General features: G+C 68.5%; 15 protein-coding genes and 1 pseudogene. 9 read left to right on the top strand and 7 right to left on the bottom strand.

What is annotated here, in order from left to right:
- Nucleotides 1-31 precede the first annotated feature (31 nt).
- Genes I847_RS24245 through I847_RS0116090 form a run of 3 tightly spaced genes read right to left on the bottom strand, consistent with a single transcriptional unit; the run spans nt 32 to nt 1,489 of the window.
- Nucleotides 32-301, bottom strand: coding sequence for a hypothetical protein (locus tag I847_RS24245; protein ID WP_034608860.1), 270 nt, complete (start codon nt 299-301; stop codon nt 32-34).
- Complete coding sequence (locus I847_RS26865) at nt 285-1,004, bottom strand: hypothetical protein (RefSeq protein WP_155856191.1); 720 nt, start codon at nt 1,002-1,004, stop codon at nt 285-287. Before I847_RS26865 ends, I847_RS24245 begins: the two co-directional genes overlap by 17 nt.
- Nucleotides 1,004-1,489 (bottom strand): hypothetical protein, encoded by a 486-nt coding sequence (locus I847_RS0116090; RefSeq protein WP_155856190.1) that lies wholly within the window; start codon nt 1,487-1,489, stop codon nt 1,004-1,006. The genes I847_RS26865 and I847_RS0116090 overlap by 1 nt, the downstream gene beginning before the upstream one ends.
- A gap of 449 nt (nt 1,490-1,938) precedes the next feature.
- On the opposite strand from I847_RS0116090, the gene I847_RS0116085 reads away from it, so the two are divergent.
- From I847_RS0116085 to I847_RS24230, 8 genes are all read left to right on the top strand, one after another.
- On the top strand, nt 1,939-2,250 hold the full coding sequence (locus I847_RS0116085) for a DUF6112 family protein (RefSeq protein ID WP_155856189.1): 312 nt from the start codon (nt 1,939-1,941) through the stop codon (nt 2,248-2,250).
- A gap of 209 nt (nt 2,251-2,459) precedes the next feature.
- A complete protein-coding gene (locus tag I847_RS0116080; RefSeq protein WP_196804596.1) occupies nt 2,460-3,320 on the top strand; it encodes a type IV secretion system protein in 861 nt (286 codons plus the stop codon).
- Nucleotides 3,317-4,750, top strand: a complete 1,434-nt coding sequence (locus tag I847_RS0116075; protein ID WP_155856187.1) for an SCO6880 family protein — start codon at nt 3,317-3,319, stop codon at nt 4,748-4,750. The genes I847_RS0116080 and I847_RS0116075 overlap by 4 nt, the downstream gene beginning before the upstream one ends.
- A gap of 236 nt (nt 4,751-4,986) precedes the next feature.
- Nucleotides 4,987-6,057: an ATP-binding protein gene (locus I847_RS0116070; protein ID WP_231384251.1), complete on the top strand. Its 1,071-nt coding sequence runs from the start codon at nt 4,987-4,989 to the stop codon at nt 6,055-6,057.
- Nucleotides 6,058-6,062: 5 nt separating this feature from the next.
- Nucleotides 6,063-7,157, top strand: coding sequence for a DnaB-like helicase N-terminal domain-containing protein (locus I847_RS0116065; RefSeq protein WP_028050504.1), 1,095 nt, complete (start codon nt 6,063-6,065; stop codon nt 7,155-7,157).
- On the top strand, nt 7,154-8,950 hold the full coding sequence (locus I847_RS0116060) for a type IV secretory system conjugative DNA transfer family protein (protein ID WP_028050503.1): 1,797 nt from the start codon (nt 7,154-7,156) through the stop codon (nt 8,948-8,950). The genes I847_RS0116065 and I847_RS0116060 overlap by 4 nt, the downstream gene beginning before the upstream one ends.
- Complete coding sequence (locus I847_RS25855; RefSeq protein ID WP_051274987.1) at nt 8,947-10,161, top strand: transglycosylase SLT domain-containing protein; 1,215 nt, start codon at nt 8,947-8,949, stop codon at nt 10,159-10,161. Before I847_RS0116060 ends, I847_RS25855 begins: the two co-directional genes overlap by 4 nt.
- On the top strand, nt 10,158-11,135 hold the full coding sequence (locus I847_RS24230; protein WP_051274986.1) for an ArdC family protein: 978 nt from the start codon (nt 10,158-10,160) through the stop codon (nt 11,133-11,135). The genes I847_RS25855 and I847_RS24230 overlap by 4 nt, the downstream gene beginning before the upstream one ends.
- Nucleotides 11,136-11,415: 280 nt before the next feature.
- Here I847_RS24230 and I847_RS27710 read toward each other — a convergent pair whose 3' ends face one another.
- A complete protein-coding gene (locus I847_RS27710; RefSeq protein ID WP_028050502.1) occupies nt 11,416-11,598 on the bottom strand; it encodes an Imm8 family immunity protein in 183 nt (60 codons plus the stop codon).
- Nucleotides 11,591-12,091: pseudogene (locus tag I847_RS27705) on the bottom strand (Imm8 family immunity protein); the annotation flags it as partial. The gene I847_RS27710 and the pseudogene I847_RS27705, both read right to left, overlap by 8 nt.
- Before the next feature lie 165 nt (nt 12,092-12,256).
- On the opposite strand from I847_RS27705, the gene I847_RS0116040 reads away from it, so the two are divergent.
- Nucleotides 12,257-12,613 (top strand): helix-turn-helix domain-containing protein, encoded by a 357-nt coding sequence (locus I847_RS0116040; RefSeq protein ID WP_028050501.1) that lies wholly within the window; start codon nt 12,257-12,259, stop codon nt 12,611-12,613.
- 3 nt (nt 12,614-12,616) lie between these two features.
- On the opposite strand, the gene I847_RS0116035 is transcribed toward I847_RS0116040, so the two are convergent.
- Both I847_RS0116035 and I847_RS0116030 read right to left on the bottom strand, forming a co-directional pair.
- The gene (locus I847_RS0116035; protein ID WP_028050500.1) at nt 12,617-13,168 is read right to left on the bottom strand and encodes a hypothetical protein; all 552 of its coding nucleotides are present in this window, start codon (nt 13,166-13,168) and stop codon (nt 12,617-12,619) included.
- Nucleotides 13,168-18,021 carry an RHS repeat-associated core domain-containing protein gene (locus I847_RS0116030; protein WP_231384250.1) on the bottom strand — a complete coding sequence of 1,618 codons (4,854 nt, stop codon included), beginning with the start codon at nt 18,019-18,021 and terminating at the stop codon, nt 13,168-13,170. The genes I847_RS0116035 and I847_RS0116030 overlap by 1 nt, the downstream gene beginning before the upstream one ends.
- Nucleotides 18,022-18,079: the final 58 nt, after the last annotated feature.

The raw sequence follows: 18,079 nt of genomic DNA, 5'->3' as shown, positions 1-18,079 counted from the left end.
CAACGCGGAAGCCGTAGCCCTCAGGCCGGCCTCACGGTTCGGTCTCGAAAGGGGCGTCACGCTCCTGTCCGCCACGTAGCGGCTCGCCGGATCGCACCCAATCCACGCATTCGAGCCAGTCCTCCCAAGCCGCCGGATCCGTCGGCCAACCGTCACGTTCCAGATCAGTGTCACCGATGAGTGTGATCAGGTCGTCGCCGGCCCGATGCCCGAAACGCCAGATGAACTCCGACATGGCGAGGAACGACTCCCTGGCGCTGAGCTGCTCATCCTTGCGTGAGTGACTATCGGGGGATGACATTGAGACCTCCGTTGGTGATCTCAGTCCCGTTGCGAACCTCAGCCCATGACTGCGCCCCGTCCGGGAGCTCCTTGAAGTACCTGGCAATCGAAGTTCCGTCAGGAAGCGTTGCCGTCCGTCGCAGGTTCTCTGGCGACACTTCGTCCTGAATCAATGACCGATTTTCGGCGGTGTCCTCCAGGAGGTGCCCGGCCTTGTTCCTGAATATGTGCGACGTCTCTGACCGAAATCTGATGCTTGCCAGTTCGTCTGCGGTATTTGCGGCAATACCGCTCGCCACCCACGAGGAGGTAGGGGTCGAACGCCCTTCAACCACACCTCCGTCCGTCGCGCTCGCGTCGTTGGCGAACTGCACACGCACGAAGGGGTCGTCGTAGCTGTAGGTCGTGCGGTCGCTGTGAGCGGTGAAGACCCGAACTGCCGCACCAGCGTGCGTCGAAGGGACTCGTGGCCCATGGTCGTCGGCGTGGTCACTCTGTCGACCTAGGGGCGCAGCAGGCGGCCCGCGGTCGTAGCCGGCGTCCGTGTCCGCGACGAGAAGATTGGGGCTGTCGTAGGTGTAGGTGGCTGACGGTGCGTCCGCCGAGGTCGAGGCGCCGACGGGTGCCTGTCCACCGACGACGAGACCGAACAGGGCAGCGACAAGCGCGACGAAGACGACGGCGGTCAGCGCGGTTCGTTCAAGTCGCTGGGGGCGGGCCATCAGTCGATGGCCTCGATTTCACGGATCTCTATATTCAGTTGGCCTTTCGAGCGCCGAACGAATGCGAACTCCACCTCGGCGAACGGCAGCAGCGCCCGATCGATCGGAACGAGCGTTTCGGGGTCAAGGATGGCGACCTGAGCAATGTCGAACGGCCTCACATCCGTCATGAGTCTGATGAGCGCCGTGCGCGAGCTAGTCGTCTCGCTCGTTGCGCTGATCCAACTGGCGACGGCGTAGGAGGCCTCGTCAATGTCGTAGGGGGCAAGCGGGTACTCCGACTCAGGACGTGCCGAGTCCGACTCAATGGGTCCTCGGACGCAAAGGTCAAAGAGCGTCCGAGCAAGGCGTTCCCAATCGCGATGCTGACGACCGTCGCCCCATTCCAGGAGCAACCGCTCAGCAGTCGGTATGGAGGCGATGAGGGCATCTCGGAAGACCGCCACCAGGTCCGCGGGCGAGCACCGCAAGCTGTCTTCGGTCACGTCAGCCACCCCACAATTCGTCGATCCAGCCGAGTTGCTCTGGGGTCGGCGTCAGTTTGCGCTCGTCACCAGAGGCGAAGCCCCGGCCAGGCACGACGGGCTTCACGCTGTCACGCGTGACGTCGAAGATTACCCTCCCTTGGTCGTCGGTGACGAAGACTCGCCCAGGGCTGGCGCCGCGCGCGATCGTGTTCGGGGGACCAACAAAGTTCTTGACCCCGGCACCGCTTCGGCCCGCTCCTGGGAACTGGAATGCCGTGTCTACCTCGGGCAGCAGCTCCGCTGCGGTGTTTGCGGCCCCTGCACCGGCTCGAGCGGCAACAAGGTCCGGGTCGAACCCGTCAGCGGCCAGCGCTGACAGGCTCTGCCTCGCGTGTTACGTAATCCCCGGCACACCTAGTGGGGAGCGAGCCGACGACAGGATCCGGCTCCGAACACTTGGGGGCGTCATGCGCCACGCAATCGGCATCGCATCTTGGGTCTGGGCGGACGACCCGGGCATCACCCCGAACGACACCGGCCTGCCGGGCCTTCCCGTAGCCAAGCTCATCGCCGGGGCCCTGATGACGTGGGGGTTGATCGCGTGTGTGGCGGCACTGGTGGTCTCGGCGATCGTGTGGGCCTGGGCCAGTAAGCAGGGCAACTATCAGTACGCATCGGGTGGCAAGACGGGAGTTCTGCTCGCTGCCACGGCCGCGCTGCTGATCGGTGGCGCGGACGCAATCGTCACCTTCGCCTCCGGACTTGGCGGGATGATCTGATGGCGGTCCCCAGCCTCGACCCGTGTATCGGCCCGGTTACGTTCGTGTGCGACGCGACGAGCTCAGCACAGGCAGCCGCCTCGGACTATGTGCTCGGTGGTCTGGGGAGGGCGTTCGTCAGCAGCGCCGCCCAGGTCGGTCAGCTCGCCATCACAGCACTGGATGAGACGACGACAGTCGATCTGGGCGCGTCCTGGTTCCGGGCAAACGTGACCGTCATTTCTGCCATCGCGTTCCCGGTGGTCGTCGCACTGTTTGTGCTGCAGGTCTTGACGTCCGCGCTGCGTCGCGAACCCGGTGGGCTGCTTCGAGCTCTCGTCGGTGTGGGAAAGGCCATGATCGGTGCGGGTCTGGCGCTGGCCGTGACGCAGCTGGCGTTGACCGCGACTGACGAGATCTGCACCTACATCGCCTCATCGGCGGATGTGACGGTGTCGCAGGCCGCGGCGCGGTTCTTCGAGTTCAACTCGCTCATGCAGTACGACCCCGGGCTGCAACTGATGCTCGGCCTGCTCCTGGTGGTCGGGTTCTTGCTGCTGTGGGGTGTCCTGCTCTTTCGCAAGGCGGCACTGATCCTGGTGGCGGTCTTCGCTCCGATCGCGTTCGCCGGCTCGGCCTGGGACCAGACGCGCGCCTGGACGCGGCATTGGCTCGAAGTCGTAGCTGCTCTGGTGTTCTGCAAGATCGTCATCGTCGTCGCGTTCGTTGTCGGGGCGTCCGCGTTCACGGGGTCCGGACCGACGACGAGCGGGCAGTCTTCGTCGCAGCCCGTGGCCGGCGGGGGCGGTGCACTCGGGGACGCCTTGGTCGGGGTTCTGCTGCTGGCGATCGCGATCTGGGCTCCTTGGTTGACGTGGCGCTTCGTGCACTGGTCGGGCATGGAGGCCGCCGGCGTCATGCACAGCACGATGGCGGCCAACCCGATCAGCAAGGCCGCCGGTGCCTCCCGGGTACTGGCCAAGCAGGCTGCCGTGACCGCGGTGACCGGTGGCGTCGGCAGCGCCGTGCACGCCGCGACCACCAATCAGGGCCCCAAGCCCACTGCCCATCCTGGCGGTGAGCAGTCGTGACTCAATCGGCGTTCGAAGTGGCGAGCCCGTCGGTGAGGTTCGGGCGGCTCGAGCGGCGCGGGGTCTTGCTTGGTCTGTCCGGGGCGCAACTGGCGGTCGTTGGTGTCGGGCTCGCGACGGCCGTGGCCGCCGTCTACTCCGCGGGATTCGCCGGACTGCTCGCGGCAACGCCGGTGTGGCTGACGTTGCTCGGGATCGGCACCGGGAGTGTCGCTGGACGCGCGCTCGTGGCCTGGATCCCGCTGATCGGTCAATGGATTGGACGCCGCATCTGCGGACGCACGTCCGCCGTCGCGTCGACGCGGGCGGCCGCTCGAACCGACCGTCACCTGACCCTGCCGGGCGTGGGTCTCCGGCTCGAGCTGGTGCATTGCGCGGCTCTGGGCGGGGCCACCTTGTTGGTCGACCGAAGGGCGGGCACTCTCACCGCGGTTCTTCGGGTCGGCGGGGCCGGGTTCGTCCTCGAGGACGCGGCGACCCAAGGGAGCCGGGTTGTTGGGTGGGGGCGGGTGTTGGCCGGGCTGTGCCAGCAACCTGCGATCGTCCGGGTGCAGTTGTTGTCCCGTGCGATCCCGGGCGGCCTGGCTCCGGCGCGCGCTTGGTGGCGTGAGCACTGCGCGACACCATCAACGCCCCTGCTTGCTCACTTGGCCAGCCTGCTGGACACCGGGTTCGTGGAACCGTTGACACGCGAGACCTTGCTCGCAGTGGCCGTCCGCTCACCTCGCCGCGCCCACCTCGACTTGGGCGACGTAGCGGCGATCGCCAGGCACCTTCACGGCGTCGCGGACGCGGTCAGCGGGGCGGATCTGGTGCCCGAGGGATGGCTCGACGCCGCTGAGCTGAAGGTCCGGATCCGCACGGGGTACGACCCGTTCGCTGGTCCAACAGTCGAATCGGTCGGACCGGGCACGCCTGCTGGTCCGCTCGGCGTCGACGAGCGGTGGGGTCTGATGCGATGCGACAACGCGGTGCACGCGACCTATTGGGTCTCGGAATGGCCGCGCAGCGAGGTGGACCCGGCATTTCTGCAGCCGATCCTGCTGGGTGCAGCACGGGTGCGCACAATGACGGTGATCGCTGAGCCGATCCCGATCGCCAAGGCGCTGCGCGAGATCCGCCGCTCGAAGGCGGAGTACGCGGCCAACTCCGCACAGCGCGCCCGGATCGGGCAGATCGAAGCCGAGGCGACCCGCGCCGAACACGTTGATCTGGAGCGCCGGGAGGCCGAGCTCGTCGCCGGCCACGGCGACCTTCGCTATACGGGCCTGATCACCGTCTCGGCACCGGACGAGGCCGCACTGAGCGAACAGTGCGCTGCCTTGGCGACCGCGGCTGCGCAGGCCATGTGTGACCTTCGCCTGCTCGTCGGCCAGCAGGGCCAAGCCCACCTGGCTGCGATGCTTCCCCTCGCGCGAGGCGTGCTGTGATCCCCCGCGCGCCCGCTGGGCGGTTCCGACGCACGACTGGCCGCTACGCCGCGGGTCCGCGATTGCGATTGCCGGCGCATCGGGCCTCGTCGGCGACACTAGCTGGCGCCTACCCGTTCCTGGCGGCGGATCGGTGCGACGTCGGGATTCCGATCGGGCCGGACGCGCTGACCGGCACCCCGTTCGCGTTCGACCCGTGGGCCCTATACCGCTCCGATGAGTTGACGAACCCGAACGTGGTCCTGTCAGGGGTGATCGGGCAGGGCAAGTCGTCATTGGCCAAGTCGATCGCCATGCGCTCTGTTGCCGCGGGCCGGTCCGTGTACGTACCCGGCGATCCGAAGGGCGAATGGGCGGTCGTCGCCGAGGCCGTCGGGGGGACCGTGCTGCGGCTCGGTGGCGGAGGGGCGACCCGGCTCAACCCGCTCGACGTTGCTGGAACCGCCGACCCGCACGGTCCACGGACCCGCCTGCTGGCGGCGGTAGCGGCGCTGACCCTTCACCGCGAGCTGGGGGCACCGGAGCAGGGTTGCCTGGACGCCGCGCTCACCCTCGTTGAGAGCCGAACCGCGGCCCCGACCATCGCCGATGTCCTGACCGCATTGGCCGCACCGGACGAGCGAGCAGCCACGATCGATGGCATTTCGGTCGTCGATCGGCAGCATGACGGGCGTGACCTCGCCCACGGCCTGCGCCGGCTCGTCCGCGGCGACCTCGCCGGCCTGTTCGACGGACCCTCGACGACGATCCTGCGACCGGACGCTCCGATGGTCGTCCTCGACCTGTCGGGGCTCGGCTCGGACGACGACGCGCTGGCCCTGGCGATGACCTGTGGATCCGCGTGGCTCGAGGGTGCGCTGGTCGCCTCGCAGGCGAAGCGGTGGGTTATTTACGACGAGGCGTGGCGGCTGATGCGCAGCGTCCCGCTGGTGCGTCGCATGCAGGCCCAGTGGAAGCTCTCGCGGGCGTACGGGATCGCGAACCTGATGATCCTGCACCGGTTGTCCGACCTGGATGCCGTGGGTCCGGTCGGGTCAGCCGCCCGGGCCCTGGCCGACGGGTTGCTCGCCGACTGCTCGACCCGCGTGATCTACCGCCAAGAGGCAGACCAGCTCGCCGGAAACGCGACCGCGCTCGGGTTGACCCACCCGGAACGCGACCTCCTGCCGGTCCTGGCCCGCGGGACAGGCCTGTGGAAGATGCCGCGCCGCTCTAATGTCGTGCACCACGTTCTGCATCCCGCCGAGGTCCCCATCGTCGATACCGACGGCGCCATGCGCGAGGCGCCGTCGCCCACCCGGGGGTGATTTCCATGGACGACCACGTCAGCCGGCTCGCCGAGCAGGCCACGCTTGGCGCGCTGCTTCTCCAGCCGGGTCGACTCCACGAGATCCAGCGGTGGCTCCGCGCCGGGGACTTCGCCGACCCGTGGCATGGGCAGGTCTACACCGCGATGCTGGAACGGCACGCCGCTGGCGAAACCATCGACCCGCTGGTCATGGCTGAGGACCTGATCGGGCGGCTCGGGAGCCGTCGGGCGAACGTGCCCCGGCTAGCCGACCTGCTCCACGTCACCCCACCACACCCCGACGCGACCGACTACGCGCGGATGGTCGTCGACGTCGGCCTTCGCCGAGAGATCGCCGGCACCGGGATACTGCTGCGCGCCGCCGCGGTGCAGACCGCATGCGACCGCGTCGCGCACCCGGTGACGGCCACCTGCAACGTCGTCGACGCGGCGCTGGACTGCGCCGCGTCCCGATGGGCACACGCCACCGGGCAGCCGCACGACGACGCCGTCGTACCCCTCGCCCTGCGAGCAGCCGTGCGGAATACCGAAGCCCGGATGGGCGCCGACAAGTACCTGGCCGCCCACCCCGACCGCGACCCTGCCGCCGAGCAGCGGCACGTCATTGCCCTGATCGGAGCGCTGATCGACCACCCCGAACACCTGGCGGCTGTGGCGACCTGGTTGCCTCCGGTGCGGGTGCACGATCCCGGGTGGCGACTGGTCTACGGCACGGCCATCGAGATGGCCGAACTCGGGCAACGGATCGACGCCGTCACGATCGCCTGGGCGGTCCGCTCACACGCCCAACACGGTCCCGCCCTTCCGAGCACGCGAGAACTGCAGGACGCCATCGACAGCGGCTGGCACCAGCAGCTCTACCCGTGCGCTGCCGCAGTCGCCGGTGACCAGGTCCGTCACCTGGCCGACACGGGCGCGGCCCAGCTGTTCGCCGCCGCCCGGAACCCAGGTGTACTGATAGGCGACCTAGTCGACACCGGACACCTGCTGACCGACGCGCTTAGGCGCACCGCGAGTGTCCTGCCGACCCTGGTCGACCTGAACGGGCGAATCGACACACCCGTGCCGACCCAGCGCATCGACGCCGTCGCCCGATGAACACCCGACCGCGACCCACGGGCCGAGGAGGACCGGACCTGACCGACGTCGCCCTGCTCGCCGGCGGCGCGGTCCTGGCGACGGCCGGAGTGCTGTGGCTGGGCGTGGCACTCGCGTGCCTCCTCGGCCATGAGCCCATCCCAGAGGGCGGGCTGCTTGTCGCGCTGCGAGCCGCGGCGCACCCCGCCGACCCGTCATCGGTGTGGCCGGACCCGTCGGCGATGCCGGCAACGTCGACCTACTGGCTCGGAACAGCGATCGTGATCGCCCTGCTCACCGGCGCGGCCCTGGCCGCCTGGCGGTTGTTGAACCACCTCACACGCAAGCACGCGACCCGCGGCAAACTGCGCCAACTGCCCGGAATGGCCACACCAGCGGAGGTCGAGGCGGTCGCCGGTCGCCGAACGCTGCGCGCCCGAGCGGCCATCGTGCGCCCGTCCTCCGACCGCACGGCGGCACCGCAGGACGTCGGCTACCGGCTCGGGCGCCTGCGCGGTCGCGACCTGTGGTGCACCGTCGAAGACTCCTGCCTGCTTGTCGGCCCACCACGCATGGGCAAGGGTTTACACGTCGTGGTCCCGTGGGTCCTGGATGCACCCGGCCCGGTCGTGACCACCTCGACTCGACCCGACACGTTGTCCATCACGATGCGCTCCCGCCGCACCCGAGGACCCGTCGCGATCTTCGACCCCCAACGCCTCGCCGGACTACCCGGCGGCCTGGCCTGGTCCCCCGTGCGCGGCTGCGAAACACCCCGCACCGCGCTCGTCCGCGCGCGTGGGCTGGCTGCAGGCGCCGGGTTCGGCCGCACCGTCTCGGACTCGGACTTCTGGGCTGGGCAGACCGAGACGGCCCTGCGCTGCCTCCTTCACGCGGCCGCCCTCGACGAACGCCGCGCGGTCGATCTGTACCGGTGGTCCCTGAACCCCGCCCTCGCCGAGGACGCTGTCACCATCCTCAACCGACAGAGCAAGGCCGCCGACGGGTGGGCCGACGCCCTCGAGGCTTCCATCCACTCCGACCCGCGCACCCGAGACTCCATCTGGCTCGGCGTGCGCCAGTCCCTCGCAGCCCTCGCTGACCCCGACGTCCTGGCCGCAGTCGATCCACCCCACGGAGCAGAGTTCAACCCCACAGAGTTCCTGCGTGGCTCCGGAACCCTCTACCTCCTGGCGTCCGCCGTCGCTTCCGGGTCCTGCGCACCACTGGTCGCCGCGTTCGTCGAAGACATCACCGAGACCGCGCGAGCAGTTGCCGCGCGCTCCCCCGGCGCCCGCCTGGACCCGCCCCTGCTGCTCGCGCTAGACGAGATCGCGAACCTCACACCCCTGCCCTCGCTCCCGTCGTTGATGGCCGAGGGCGGAGGCTCAGGGATCACCACCCTCGCCGTCCTGCAGTCCCTGGCGCAGGCCCGCGCAAAGTGGGGCGAGCACGCAGCGGACGCCATCTGGGACGCCGCCACCGTCAAGATCGTGCTGGGCGGCCTGGCCAAGTTCCGCGACCTGGACGACGTCGCGCATCTGGTCGGCGAGATCGACGAGCTCACCGAGACCCGCAATCGCGGACGCGCAGGCGAACACTCCACCTCGACCTCGGTCCGCACCGTGCCCGTCATGCCCGCCTCCGTCCTGCGGACCCTTCCGTTCGGCACCGCCGTCCTGCTGCTGCGCCAGACCAAACCCACGGTCATCGACCTCGCCGCCTGGACAGCCCGACGTGACGCCTCCCAACTCCGCATCGACCAACAAGCCGTCGAGCACGCCACCGCCACGGGCACGGAGGTGCCGACGTGATCAAGATCGCCCTCGCGGCGGCCGGACTCCTGGCGGTACCTGCCGTCGCGATCCTGACTGCGCTCAGCGTCGGCGGCGCCGCGGACGCCTGCATCGCCACGTCCTCGAGCGACCCACTGGCCGACGACGCCCCGATCCCCGCCACGGCGAACGCCTGGATCAGCGAGGCGAAACAGGCGTGCCCGGACCTGCCGGAAACCTGGATCGCCGCCGTCATGGCCCAGGAATCCGGATTCCGCCCCGACGCCCACGCTGCCGACGCGAACGGCGGCACCTGGGGGCTGCTGCAGCTGAATGCCACCATCTGGCAGGCCGCCTACGGCCACCCGGTGTCCGCCGATCTGAACGACAACGGGACAGCCGACATCGAGGACCCCGACATCCACGCCCGCGTCGCCGGCCGCTACCTGTGCAACCGCCTTGGCGGGGTCCGCCAGATCCGCACGCAGCACCCCAACTGGGCCTCCTCCAGCCTGCCCGAGCTGGACGCACTGGTCATCGCGCACAACGCCGGCGAATCGCGACTACGCACCTACCCGACGATCCCCGCGGTCACCCGGACGTTCATCACGAACGTTGATCAGCGCATGGTCGAATGGTCCACCGACGACACCTCCGGTGCAGAACCCGAAGACCCCAACCTCGCCGCGACCCCGACGCCCTGGGCACCCGGCTCAGCGGCGGGCTGCGTCCCCGACCTCGGCAGCGGCGACGTGCTCGTCCCGCCCGGTACACCCACCGACGTCGCTACCGCCGTGCGCAACGCTCTCGCCTACGTCGGGGTCACCTCAGGGTGGCGCCAGCTCTGCGACCGGCTCGCCTGCCGCGCCTACGGCTACGTCGGCTCCGGGTATCTGTCCGCGAAAGCCCACTGGACCGACATGCTCGCCACCGGCCACGCCCACCCCGGCGACATGTGCCCACCCCTGGGCGCCTTCACGTTCTGGAACACCGGGCGGCCCTTCGGGCACGCATCACTCGTCGTGCAGGCCGACCCCGGCTGCGACCCGAACAAGATCATGCTCACCGCCAACGAAGTCTTCGATCGAGCCACGGGCAACCGCGGAGGCGTCTACCTGATCAGCCTGGCCCGACTGCGATCCATGTACCTGAACGGCAGCGGCTACCTCGGCTGGACCGACCCCATCTGCAGAGGCGCGCTGCTTCCCGCCGGAACAACCCATCCCGCACCCGCGGACGGTCCAGCATGAGCGGCCGCCGCGCGCCGTCCAACGACGAGCGACTGGCGGCCCTCCACGACAAACTCGTCGCCGCCGTCCGTGACCTCGCCGACTCCCAGCGATGGCGCCAGATGCTCGCCGCCGCAGCACGGTTCCCGAGCTACTCGCCCTCCAACGTTCTGCTGATCGCCACCCAGCGACCTGACGCGACTCGAGTCGCCGGAATCCGAACCTGGAACAGCCTGAGACGACACGTCATCAAGGGCGAACACGGCATCGCCATTCTCGCCCCCTGCACGTACAAATCCGCAAGAACCGAGGCGGCCGCCGGCGGCGGAGCGCCGGGCACGCCCCCGGCCCGCGATCAAGAACCGGTCTCCCTTCGCGAGCTGCGCGCCTTCCGGGTCGTGCACGTCTTCGACATCAGCCAGACCGCGGGCGCACCCCTGCCCGACGTCGAACCGGAACTGCTCACCGGAGACGCGCCGCAGCACCTCTGGGACCACCTGGCCGACGCCGTCGCCCAGGACGGCTTCGTGATCGAACGCGGCGCATGCCCGGCCGGCGCGAACGGCTACACGGCCTACGCAACCCGAACCGTGCGCGTGCGTGACGACGTCGAACCGGCACAGGGCACCAAGACCCTCGCGCACGAGCTCGGACACATCCGCGCCGACCACGAGCACCGCTTTTCGGACTACGCGACCAGCGCCCTGTGCCGTGGCCGAGCCGAGGTCGAGGCTGAATCGATAGCCTTCCTCGTCGCCGCCAGCGCCGGCCTCGACACAGCCGACTACTCCATTCCCTACATCGCCGGCTGGTCGGAGGGAAGCCCCGACGTACTGCGGGAGACCCTCACCCACGTTCTGACCGCTGCTCGCTCGATCGGTGTCCCCGAGGTCCCGGACGTCTCGCAGGACCCGGCTCACCCGTATCTATCCACCGCTGGATTCGACGGTCTGTCTGCCAACGCAGGGGGCGCAACCCCGGCGCGCCAGCCGTAGACCAAGAGCCCGCCATCCGTCATATCGGCGCCCATGGCTCTCGTCGAGCTACGGCCGGGGTATGCGCCACCGGAGACGAGATCGAATCGTCAAGATCGTCAGCCGGCGGTTGGAGCAAGGCCCAACTCGCGACGTGGGCGTAACCTCGAGGTCGTCGAGCTGAAGAAGAAGGTCGACGCCCTGGAACGCACTCTGGGCGCAAGTCCTACGAGCTGGAGGCTCGCGGGGGGACTCTCGCGGGACTGGACGTGAGCACCCGGGTGTCCAGGGCCCGTGCCCCTCATGAGTAGTCCTCGAATTCCCAGTATGCGAAGCGGCTCAACCGCTGGGCGACGTCTCGCCAGGTCTCGCCGACGCACTGCGCGACCCGCCTTTCGATGTAGCGAAGCACCACAGGCCAGTGGAACTCGCGAACGACAAGATGGTGGCGCGCGTCGAAAACGGGCGTGCTCGACTTGCTGATCGAGCCAGAGCACCGAACAGACGGTCAGGTCAAACGACTCCTCGCCGGGGGCACCCGCAGGGCCGATTTGGAGTCGAATAGGAACCGAGAAGACATCGTCTGACGGCCGGAAGTTGTCGAGGTCCTCCACGTCGCTGGAGGAGATCGAACGGATCTCAGCTCTCATGGCAAGTCCGTAATGTCGAGGTGACCGTTGGTCTGCCACCGGCCGCTGGGAGCCCATCGGGACTCGAAGTTCGACTGCCAAGTCCCTCCTTGCCACCCTGGCTTGAAGCTCGGCGGCCTCCACGTGCTCCGGGCTGCGGGCGTTCGAGGCGGCCAGGGCAGCCTTGCCGCCCTCGAGCAGCTTGTCGCGCCAGGAGTAGTAGAGCGTCTCGGAGATCTCGTACTCGCGGCACACGTCCCGCACCGACCGGTCGCCGCGCAGGCCGGCCAGGACGACCTCTGTCTTCTGCTCCGGCGTGAACTGCCGGTACTTGCGCTTCTCGCTCATCAGCCCTCCGAAGGGTGATCAGAGCGACCATCGTCCCCAAGCCCGACGACTCAGGGAAGTGTCAACGAGCCGACGGGGTCCTCGTCAGACGACGCGTGGCAGCGTGGTGGGCAAGAAGAGTATGGGCCGTCGTCATCGGTGGTTGCCGGGGCTGACGGCGACTCAGTGACCGATCACAAGTTCGGCGACCGACTCGCCGCCCTCCGCAAGCAACGCGGGCTCACCCAGCAGGCCGTCGCCGACGCCGCCGGCGCCCACGTCACGCAGATCCGCCGCTACGAAGCCGGCACCAGCCAGCCCACCCTCGACGTCCTGCGCAACCTCGCCCTAGCGCTGAGCACCAGCGCTGACTCGCTCCTGTTCGACACCGACGAACGAGGCCCCGCCAACCCCAGCCTGCGACTACGCCTCGTAGCCCTCGACCAGCTCGACCCCGACGAACACGCCGCCGTCCTCGCCATGATCGAAGGCGCAGTCCTGCGCCACCACGCCCGCCAAGCCCTCACCGGCCAAGCCAGCTGACGATCAGGCGATCCCGGCCCCGCCGACAACCTCGCCGGTGGCGAGGTTCAGCGCGAAGTCCCGCGGCTCGTCATCGTCTGGGTCAGCCACGCCCCTGAGCCATCCATCGCTCGCCTCATCGACACGTAGTCCGTCGATGGCGAGGCGTTCCGACGTCCAGCGACGCCCGAGTTGACCAACAGCTGTGATCGACCACGGCGTGAGCAGAAGCAGGAGCCCGTCCGCCGGGAGCTCCTCGGCGTCGACCACAGGCCCTCGAGTCTCGACCACGCTGAAGACAGCAGGTTCCAGCACATCGCCGACGAAGGCTGTGCCTCGTTCAACGACACACAAGCCCGTCGGGCTCGGGGTGCCGATGACAGCCGTCAGCGCACGCACCCCCAGATCCGGCGCCGCGAAGGTGGCCGTCCACATCGGCGCACCCCAAGGCTCGACGGCCACCTCGACCGCCCGCGCCCCCGCACCCGGCGCAGCGAACGCATGATCGGGTAAGCCACCCGAACGTTCAACGATCGCCACGTCGAACTCAGAAGCGAAGTAGTCACGCGTGATCATCAGTAGGCCGGGCGGAAGAAGCGGTGTGTGACCAACTCAGTTCGGCCGCTGACCGACGGCCTCGTGAAGATCTCGTAGACCCCACCGCGCCCGTTGATCTCGCCAGGGAGCCTGTACTGGATCGAGTCGCTCCCGAGGTTGGCCTTTGGCTTGGTGAAGTAGTTCGGGTTCAGCGTCCGAGTGCCCTGAGAGATGATCGCATCATCGAACGACCCCGGGAAGTTGTGATACGGCCCAGCCTCTTCGGCCGACCTCATCAGCACCCGCGCCGAATAGATCTTGTTCGTCCCGGCAGCGGTGTTTGCGGCAACTTCGCTCGTCTCGGTAGCGGCGCTCTTGGCTGCAACTGTACTTCCTTGTGCGGCTAGGGCCTTGCTCGCCGGTGCGGCTATTGCCTCGGTCGTAACGGCTAGCTCTCTAGCTGCGGTTCCGCTTGCGCGCGCGGCGGATCCGCCGGGGCCTCCGATGAGGAGTTGTGGCCCGACCCACGAACCCACGTAGCCCGAAAACTTGTAGGTGCTGTCGCATGCGTTGGGATCGTCGAATGCGAGGTTCAGGCCGTCCCACCCGGCCGCCCGCGCCACCAGAGCAGGCTCGCTGTAGTTGGCGGCCAGGTTGACGAACCCGAGAGTGCCGTTGAGCGCACCGACGCCGTAGGACTGGGCGGCGTTGACCAGGACGTTCTGGTCGTTGCCGTCATCGAGATCAATCTGCTTGGTGACCACGGTCAAGAGCGGGTTGGCCATGAAGGCGCCGGTCGAGACAAGGGATCGCCCATCGAGTTGCCAGGTCCATAGCCCCAGCGGGTCGGTTTGTTGCAGCGGGTTGCCGGCGGTGTACCCATAGGGGTTGTTGGTCTGTGAGACGAGTGGGTCGACGGACAGGAACTGGGCAGAGGTCGGGTCGTAGTAGCGGGCCCGGAGGTAGATGTATCCACTCGGGTCGGTGTACGCCCCTGCGTACCCGAACCGGGTGAGGTCGGAGCACTTGTCGCTTGTGATGGCGATGGGTGCGCCGTACGTGTCGTAGTCGTTGTCGCAGACGACCTGCCCGTTGCTGTCGGTGGCTGTGCGCACCGATCCGATGTGGTCAGCATGTAGGTAGGTGATGGAGCCGTCGGTCAGGTTCGTCTGGGCTAACGGGGTCGAGCCTGCGCCGTAGATGTAGGCGTGTCCGGCGTCGGTCAGCAGGTCCGGCACGGACTTTGTGGTGTCCCAGGTGTAGGTCTCGACTGCGGTTCCGGCGCCGTCGTCGTTTGTTGCGCTGGCGCGCAGACCGGCGGCGTCGTAGGTGTAGTCGATCTGCGTGCCGTCCGCCTGGCTCAGGTGAGTCAGCTGGTCGGCCAGGTTGTAGGCAGCGGTACTGGTCGTCGCGCTCGAGGGTCCGGTGACCGTGGTGGTGGTGCGGTTGCCCCGCTCGTCGTAGCCGAAGTTCATGGCGACGTTTGCGGTCGGGTCAGTCAGTGTGGAGGCCTGCCCGGCCGCGTTGTACGAGAGGGTTCGTCCGTCTCCCAGTGCGGTGAGTCGGTCGGCGGTGTCGAACGAGAACGTTGCGGCCCTGTCCCCGGTGATCGCGGCGATCCTTGCCTGCGGATCCCAAACGTAGGACTGTGTGGTGCTCGACGCCGCGGGTGGTGCGCGGGCGGTGAGCGACCGCGTCGCGGTTTGGCTGGTCAGGGACTCGCCGTCCGAGTAGGTGTAGGCGAGCTCGAGCAGGTGGACGCCGGCCTGATTGACGGTGGTGACGCCGAGGGGCTTGCCGGTGGCGTCGTGCTCGTTGCTGGTGATCACGCCGTTGGGATAAGTGAGTGACGCGATCTGGCCGTCGGCGGTCCAGGCGTAGGAGTAGGTCCCTCCTGCGGTGTCTGTGACCGTGGTGAGCTGGCCCGCATCGTCGTAGGCGTATCCCACTGTCCCGCTGGTGGGGTAGGCCAAGGCAGTGACCTGGCCGACGGCGTTGTACGTGTATCCCACGGTGTTCTGGCCGCGGGTAACCCCGGTGCGGCGCCCGAGCGCGTCATAGGAGTACGTGGTGGTCCCGCTCCCGTCGGTGACCTTCGTCATCTGTCCAGCACTGTCGTACTCGCTAGAGACGTCCGGTGTGGAGTCGGAGTAGTCGAGCGCAGTCGGTCGCCCCACCGCGTCGTAGGTTGCATCGACGTACCCGGAGTCCGGGAACGTGGTTCTGGTCAGCTGGCCTGCGTTGTCGTAGGCGTAGTCCGTCGTGCGGTCCGCCGTGTCCGTGGTTGAGGACACCCGGCCCGCGGCGTCGTAGGTGTATGTGACGGCTCGGCCTGCGGCGTCGACGTAAGCCGTGACGTTGCCGGCGCTGTCATAGGTCCAGGAGATCTGCGACCCGTCTGCCCGCTGGACGCTCCGCGGCCGGCTGGCCGCGTCGTAGCTCGCCCTTACCGCCCGCCCGTCGGCGTCGGTCACCACAGTTGGACGGCCCGCCGCGTCGAAGGTCGTGCTGGACGCCGCGCCCAGAGGATCGATCGTCGAGGTCAGCTCACCCGCTGCGTCGTAGACGTAGCGGGTGCGCGCTCCGGACGGAGCGACGGTCGCGATCGCGCGACGTGCTGCGTCGTACTCGGTCGTGGTGGTCCGGCCGAGCGGGTCGGTGAGGGAAACGGGAAGTCCGGTTCGGTCGTACGTCGCCGACGTGACCCGAGCAGCAGGATCCGTGGTCGATAGCAGACGGCCGGCACCGTCGTACTCCATGGTTGTGCGCCCGCCCGCGGGATCGAGAACCGCGACGACGCGTCCTGCGCCGTCGTACTCGCGACTGGTGATCCGTCCCAGGGAGTCGGTCATGACGGTCGGGTGACCGGCTAGGTCGTATGCGGTGGTGGACGTTGCACCCATGGCGTCCGTCACCGCAGAGCGGCGACCGGCGGTGTCGTAGGTGAGAACGGTCCGGTGGCCGACGGCGTCGACGCTCGCCTTCACCTGGCCGGCGCCGTCATACTCCACAGTCGCCCTGGCGCCCAGTGGGTCGATCGTCGTCACCGGCCGGCCGGCTGAGTCGTACACGATCGTCGTGGTCCGGCCCAACGGATTTGTCATTGTGACCGGCCGGCCCGCGGCATCGAAGGTGGTCGAGGTGACCGCGCCGAGCGGGTCGGTTGTCGACATCAACTGATCTGCCGCGTCGTACTCATATGTGGTGCGGTTGCCCGCGCCATCCACCGTCGCGGTCACACGCCCGACCACGTCGTACTCGCTGGATTCTGTGCGGCCCAAGGCGTCGCGCACCGTGGTCGCGCGGCCCAGCGCGTCATACGTCGTGGTCGTGGTCGCACCTTCGGCGTCGGTGACTGAGACCAGACGGCCGGCGTCGTCGTAAGCCAGTTCCGTTCGCCGCCCCTCCCCGTCGATCGTCGCCGTGAGCTGACCCGCGAGGTCGTACTCGGACGTGGTGGCCGCACCTGTGGGGTCGATCTCAACGATCGGGCGGCCCGATGCGTCATACGTCGTGGAACGAACCGCATGCAGCGGGTCAGTCGTGGTCAGGCGCCGACCCATCGGGTCGTAGGTGTACGTCGTGGTGTAGTCCACCGCGTGAGCGCCGTCACCTCGCGGATCGGTCGAGGAGACAACGCGACCTAAGGTGTCGAACTCGGTCCGGGTCACCGCCCCGTCGGGTCCCGTCGCGCTGGCCACGAATCCGTTGCTGTCGTAAGCGAAGGACGTGGTGCGCCCCGCAGCATCACGGACCGCGGCAAGGGTTCCATCGGGGTTAGACGTGTACGACGTCACGGCGCCACCGGGCGCGGTTGTCGACAGAAGGTTGCCGCGCTCGTCGTACGAGAACGTCGTTGTCTCACCTGCGCCGTTTGTGACGGTCAGCGGGTTGTTGAGCTCGTCGTAGGTGGTCGTCGAGATCCGGCCCAGTGGGTCGGTCACCGAGGTCCGGTTCCCGTTGGTGTCGTAGGTGAACCGGGTGACCCGGCCGAGGGCGTCGGTGCGGGAGGCCACCTGGTTGGTGATGTCGTAGGTGAAGACGGTGGTCTGCTCGAACGCGGTTCCGGCGGCCTTGGTCTCGGAGATGAGCTGCAGGTCGACGTACTTCTCGACCGTGACCGCCCCGGTCGGGTCAGTGACGGTGGTCTGGGCGTTGCCGTACCCGAACGTCGTGGCCCGTCCCAGCGGGTCGGTCTGCTTCGTGACCCGGTTCGCCGTGTCGTACTCGTTGGTGGTCACACCGCCGTCGGGCGCGGTGAGGGTGAGGACCCGGTGCTGGTTGTCGTAGGTGTACTGCTTGAGCGCGCCGTCGGGCGTCTCGACCCCGATCAGGTCGCCCGCGCTGGAGTAGGTGTAGGTGACGGTGCGGCCGGTGTGGTCGCGGACGGTGGAGACGTGCGCGCCGGTCCAGGTGAGGACCAGCTCTCGGCTCCGGCCGTCCTGGACGGAGCTGAGGCGTCCGGTCGGTCCGTACGTCAGGGTGTAGCCCTGGCCGTTTTGGTCGGCGACGGCGATCAGCGCGCCGCCCGGGTTGAACGTGAACCGCTGCTGGTGCTGGCGGCCAAGCACGAACGTGCCGTCGCTGTTGCGGGTCAGTGTGGCGTTCACCCGCGCCGGCGCGGTGTACCGCCCGTCTGGGCCGCGGGTGAACACCACCGCGCTGCCGTTCTCCTGCAGCGCCTTGATCTGCAATGCGTCGGCCAACGGACCAGAGCTGCCGGTCTCGGGTGCCAGGGACATGCCCAGGCCCAGTGACCAGCCGTGCCCGAACGCGCCGTCCAGATCGCGTCGGGCGGTGGAGAACGAACGCTGCACGCCCAACGGCTCCCCCACCCCTGGCAGGGTCAGGTCGCTGTCCGTCTCGAAGAACTCGCCGGTGGCGGAGTTCACCGGGTCGCAGTGGCAGCGGGCCGAGTCATGCCCCGACGGGTTGAAGCCACCGTCGAGC

Source organism: Cellulomonas sp. URHD0024 (assembly GCF_000426185.1).
In the GTDB taxonomy this organism is placed as follows: domain Bacteria; phylum Actinomycetota; class Actinomycetes; order Actinomycetales; family Cellulomonadaceae; genus Cellulomonas.
This window is presented reverse-complemented; position numbering and strand designations above follow the sequence as displayed.

Excerpts from the sequence above, each read along its gene's own strand:
- I847_RS24245 (WP_034608860.1), bottom strand. The coding sequence starts at position 301 with ATGTCATCCCCCGATAGTCACTCACGCAAGGATGAGCAGCTCAGCGCC.
- I847_RS26865 (WP_155856191.1), bottom strand. The coding sequence starts at position 1,004 with ATGGCCCGCCCCCAGCGACTTGAACGAACCGCGCTGACCGCCGTCGTC.
- I847_RS0116085 (WP_155856189.1), top strand. The coding sequence starts at position 1,939 with ATGCGCCACGCAATCGGCATCGCATCTTGGGTCTGGGCGGACGACCCG.
- I847_RS0116065 (WP_028050504.1), top strand. The coding sequence starts at position 6,063 with ATGGACGACCACGTCAGCCGGCTCGCCGAGCAGGCCACGCTTGGCGCG.
- I847_RS0116060 (WP_028050503.1), top strand. The coding sequence starts at position 7,154 with ATGAACACCCGACCGCGACCCACGGGCCGAGGAGGACCGGACCTGACC.
- I847_RS24230 (WP_051274986.1), top strand. The coding sequence starts at position 10,158 with ATGAGCGGCCGCCGCGCGCCGTCCAACGACGAGCGACTGGCGGCCCTC.
- I847_RS0116035 (WP_028050500.1), bottom strand. The coding sequence starts at position 13,168 with ATGATCACGCGTGACTACTTCGCTTCTGAGTTCGACGTGGCGATCGTT.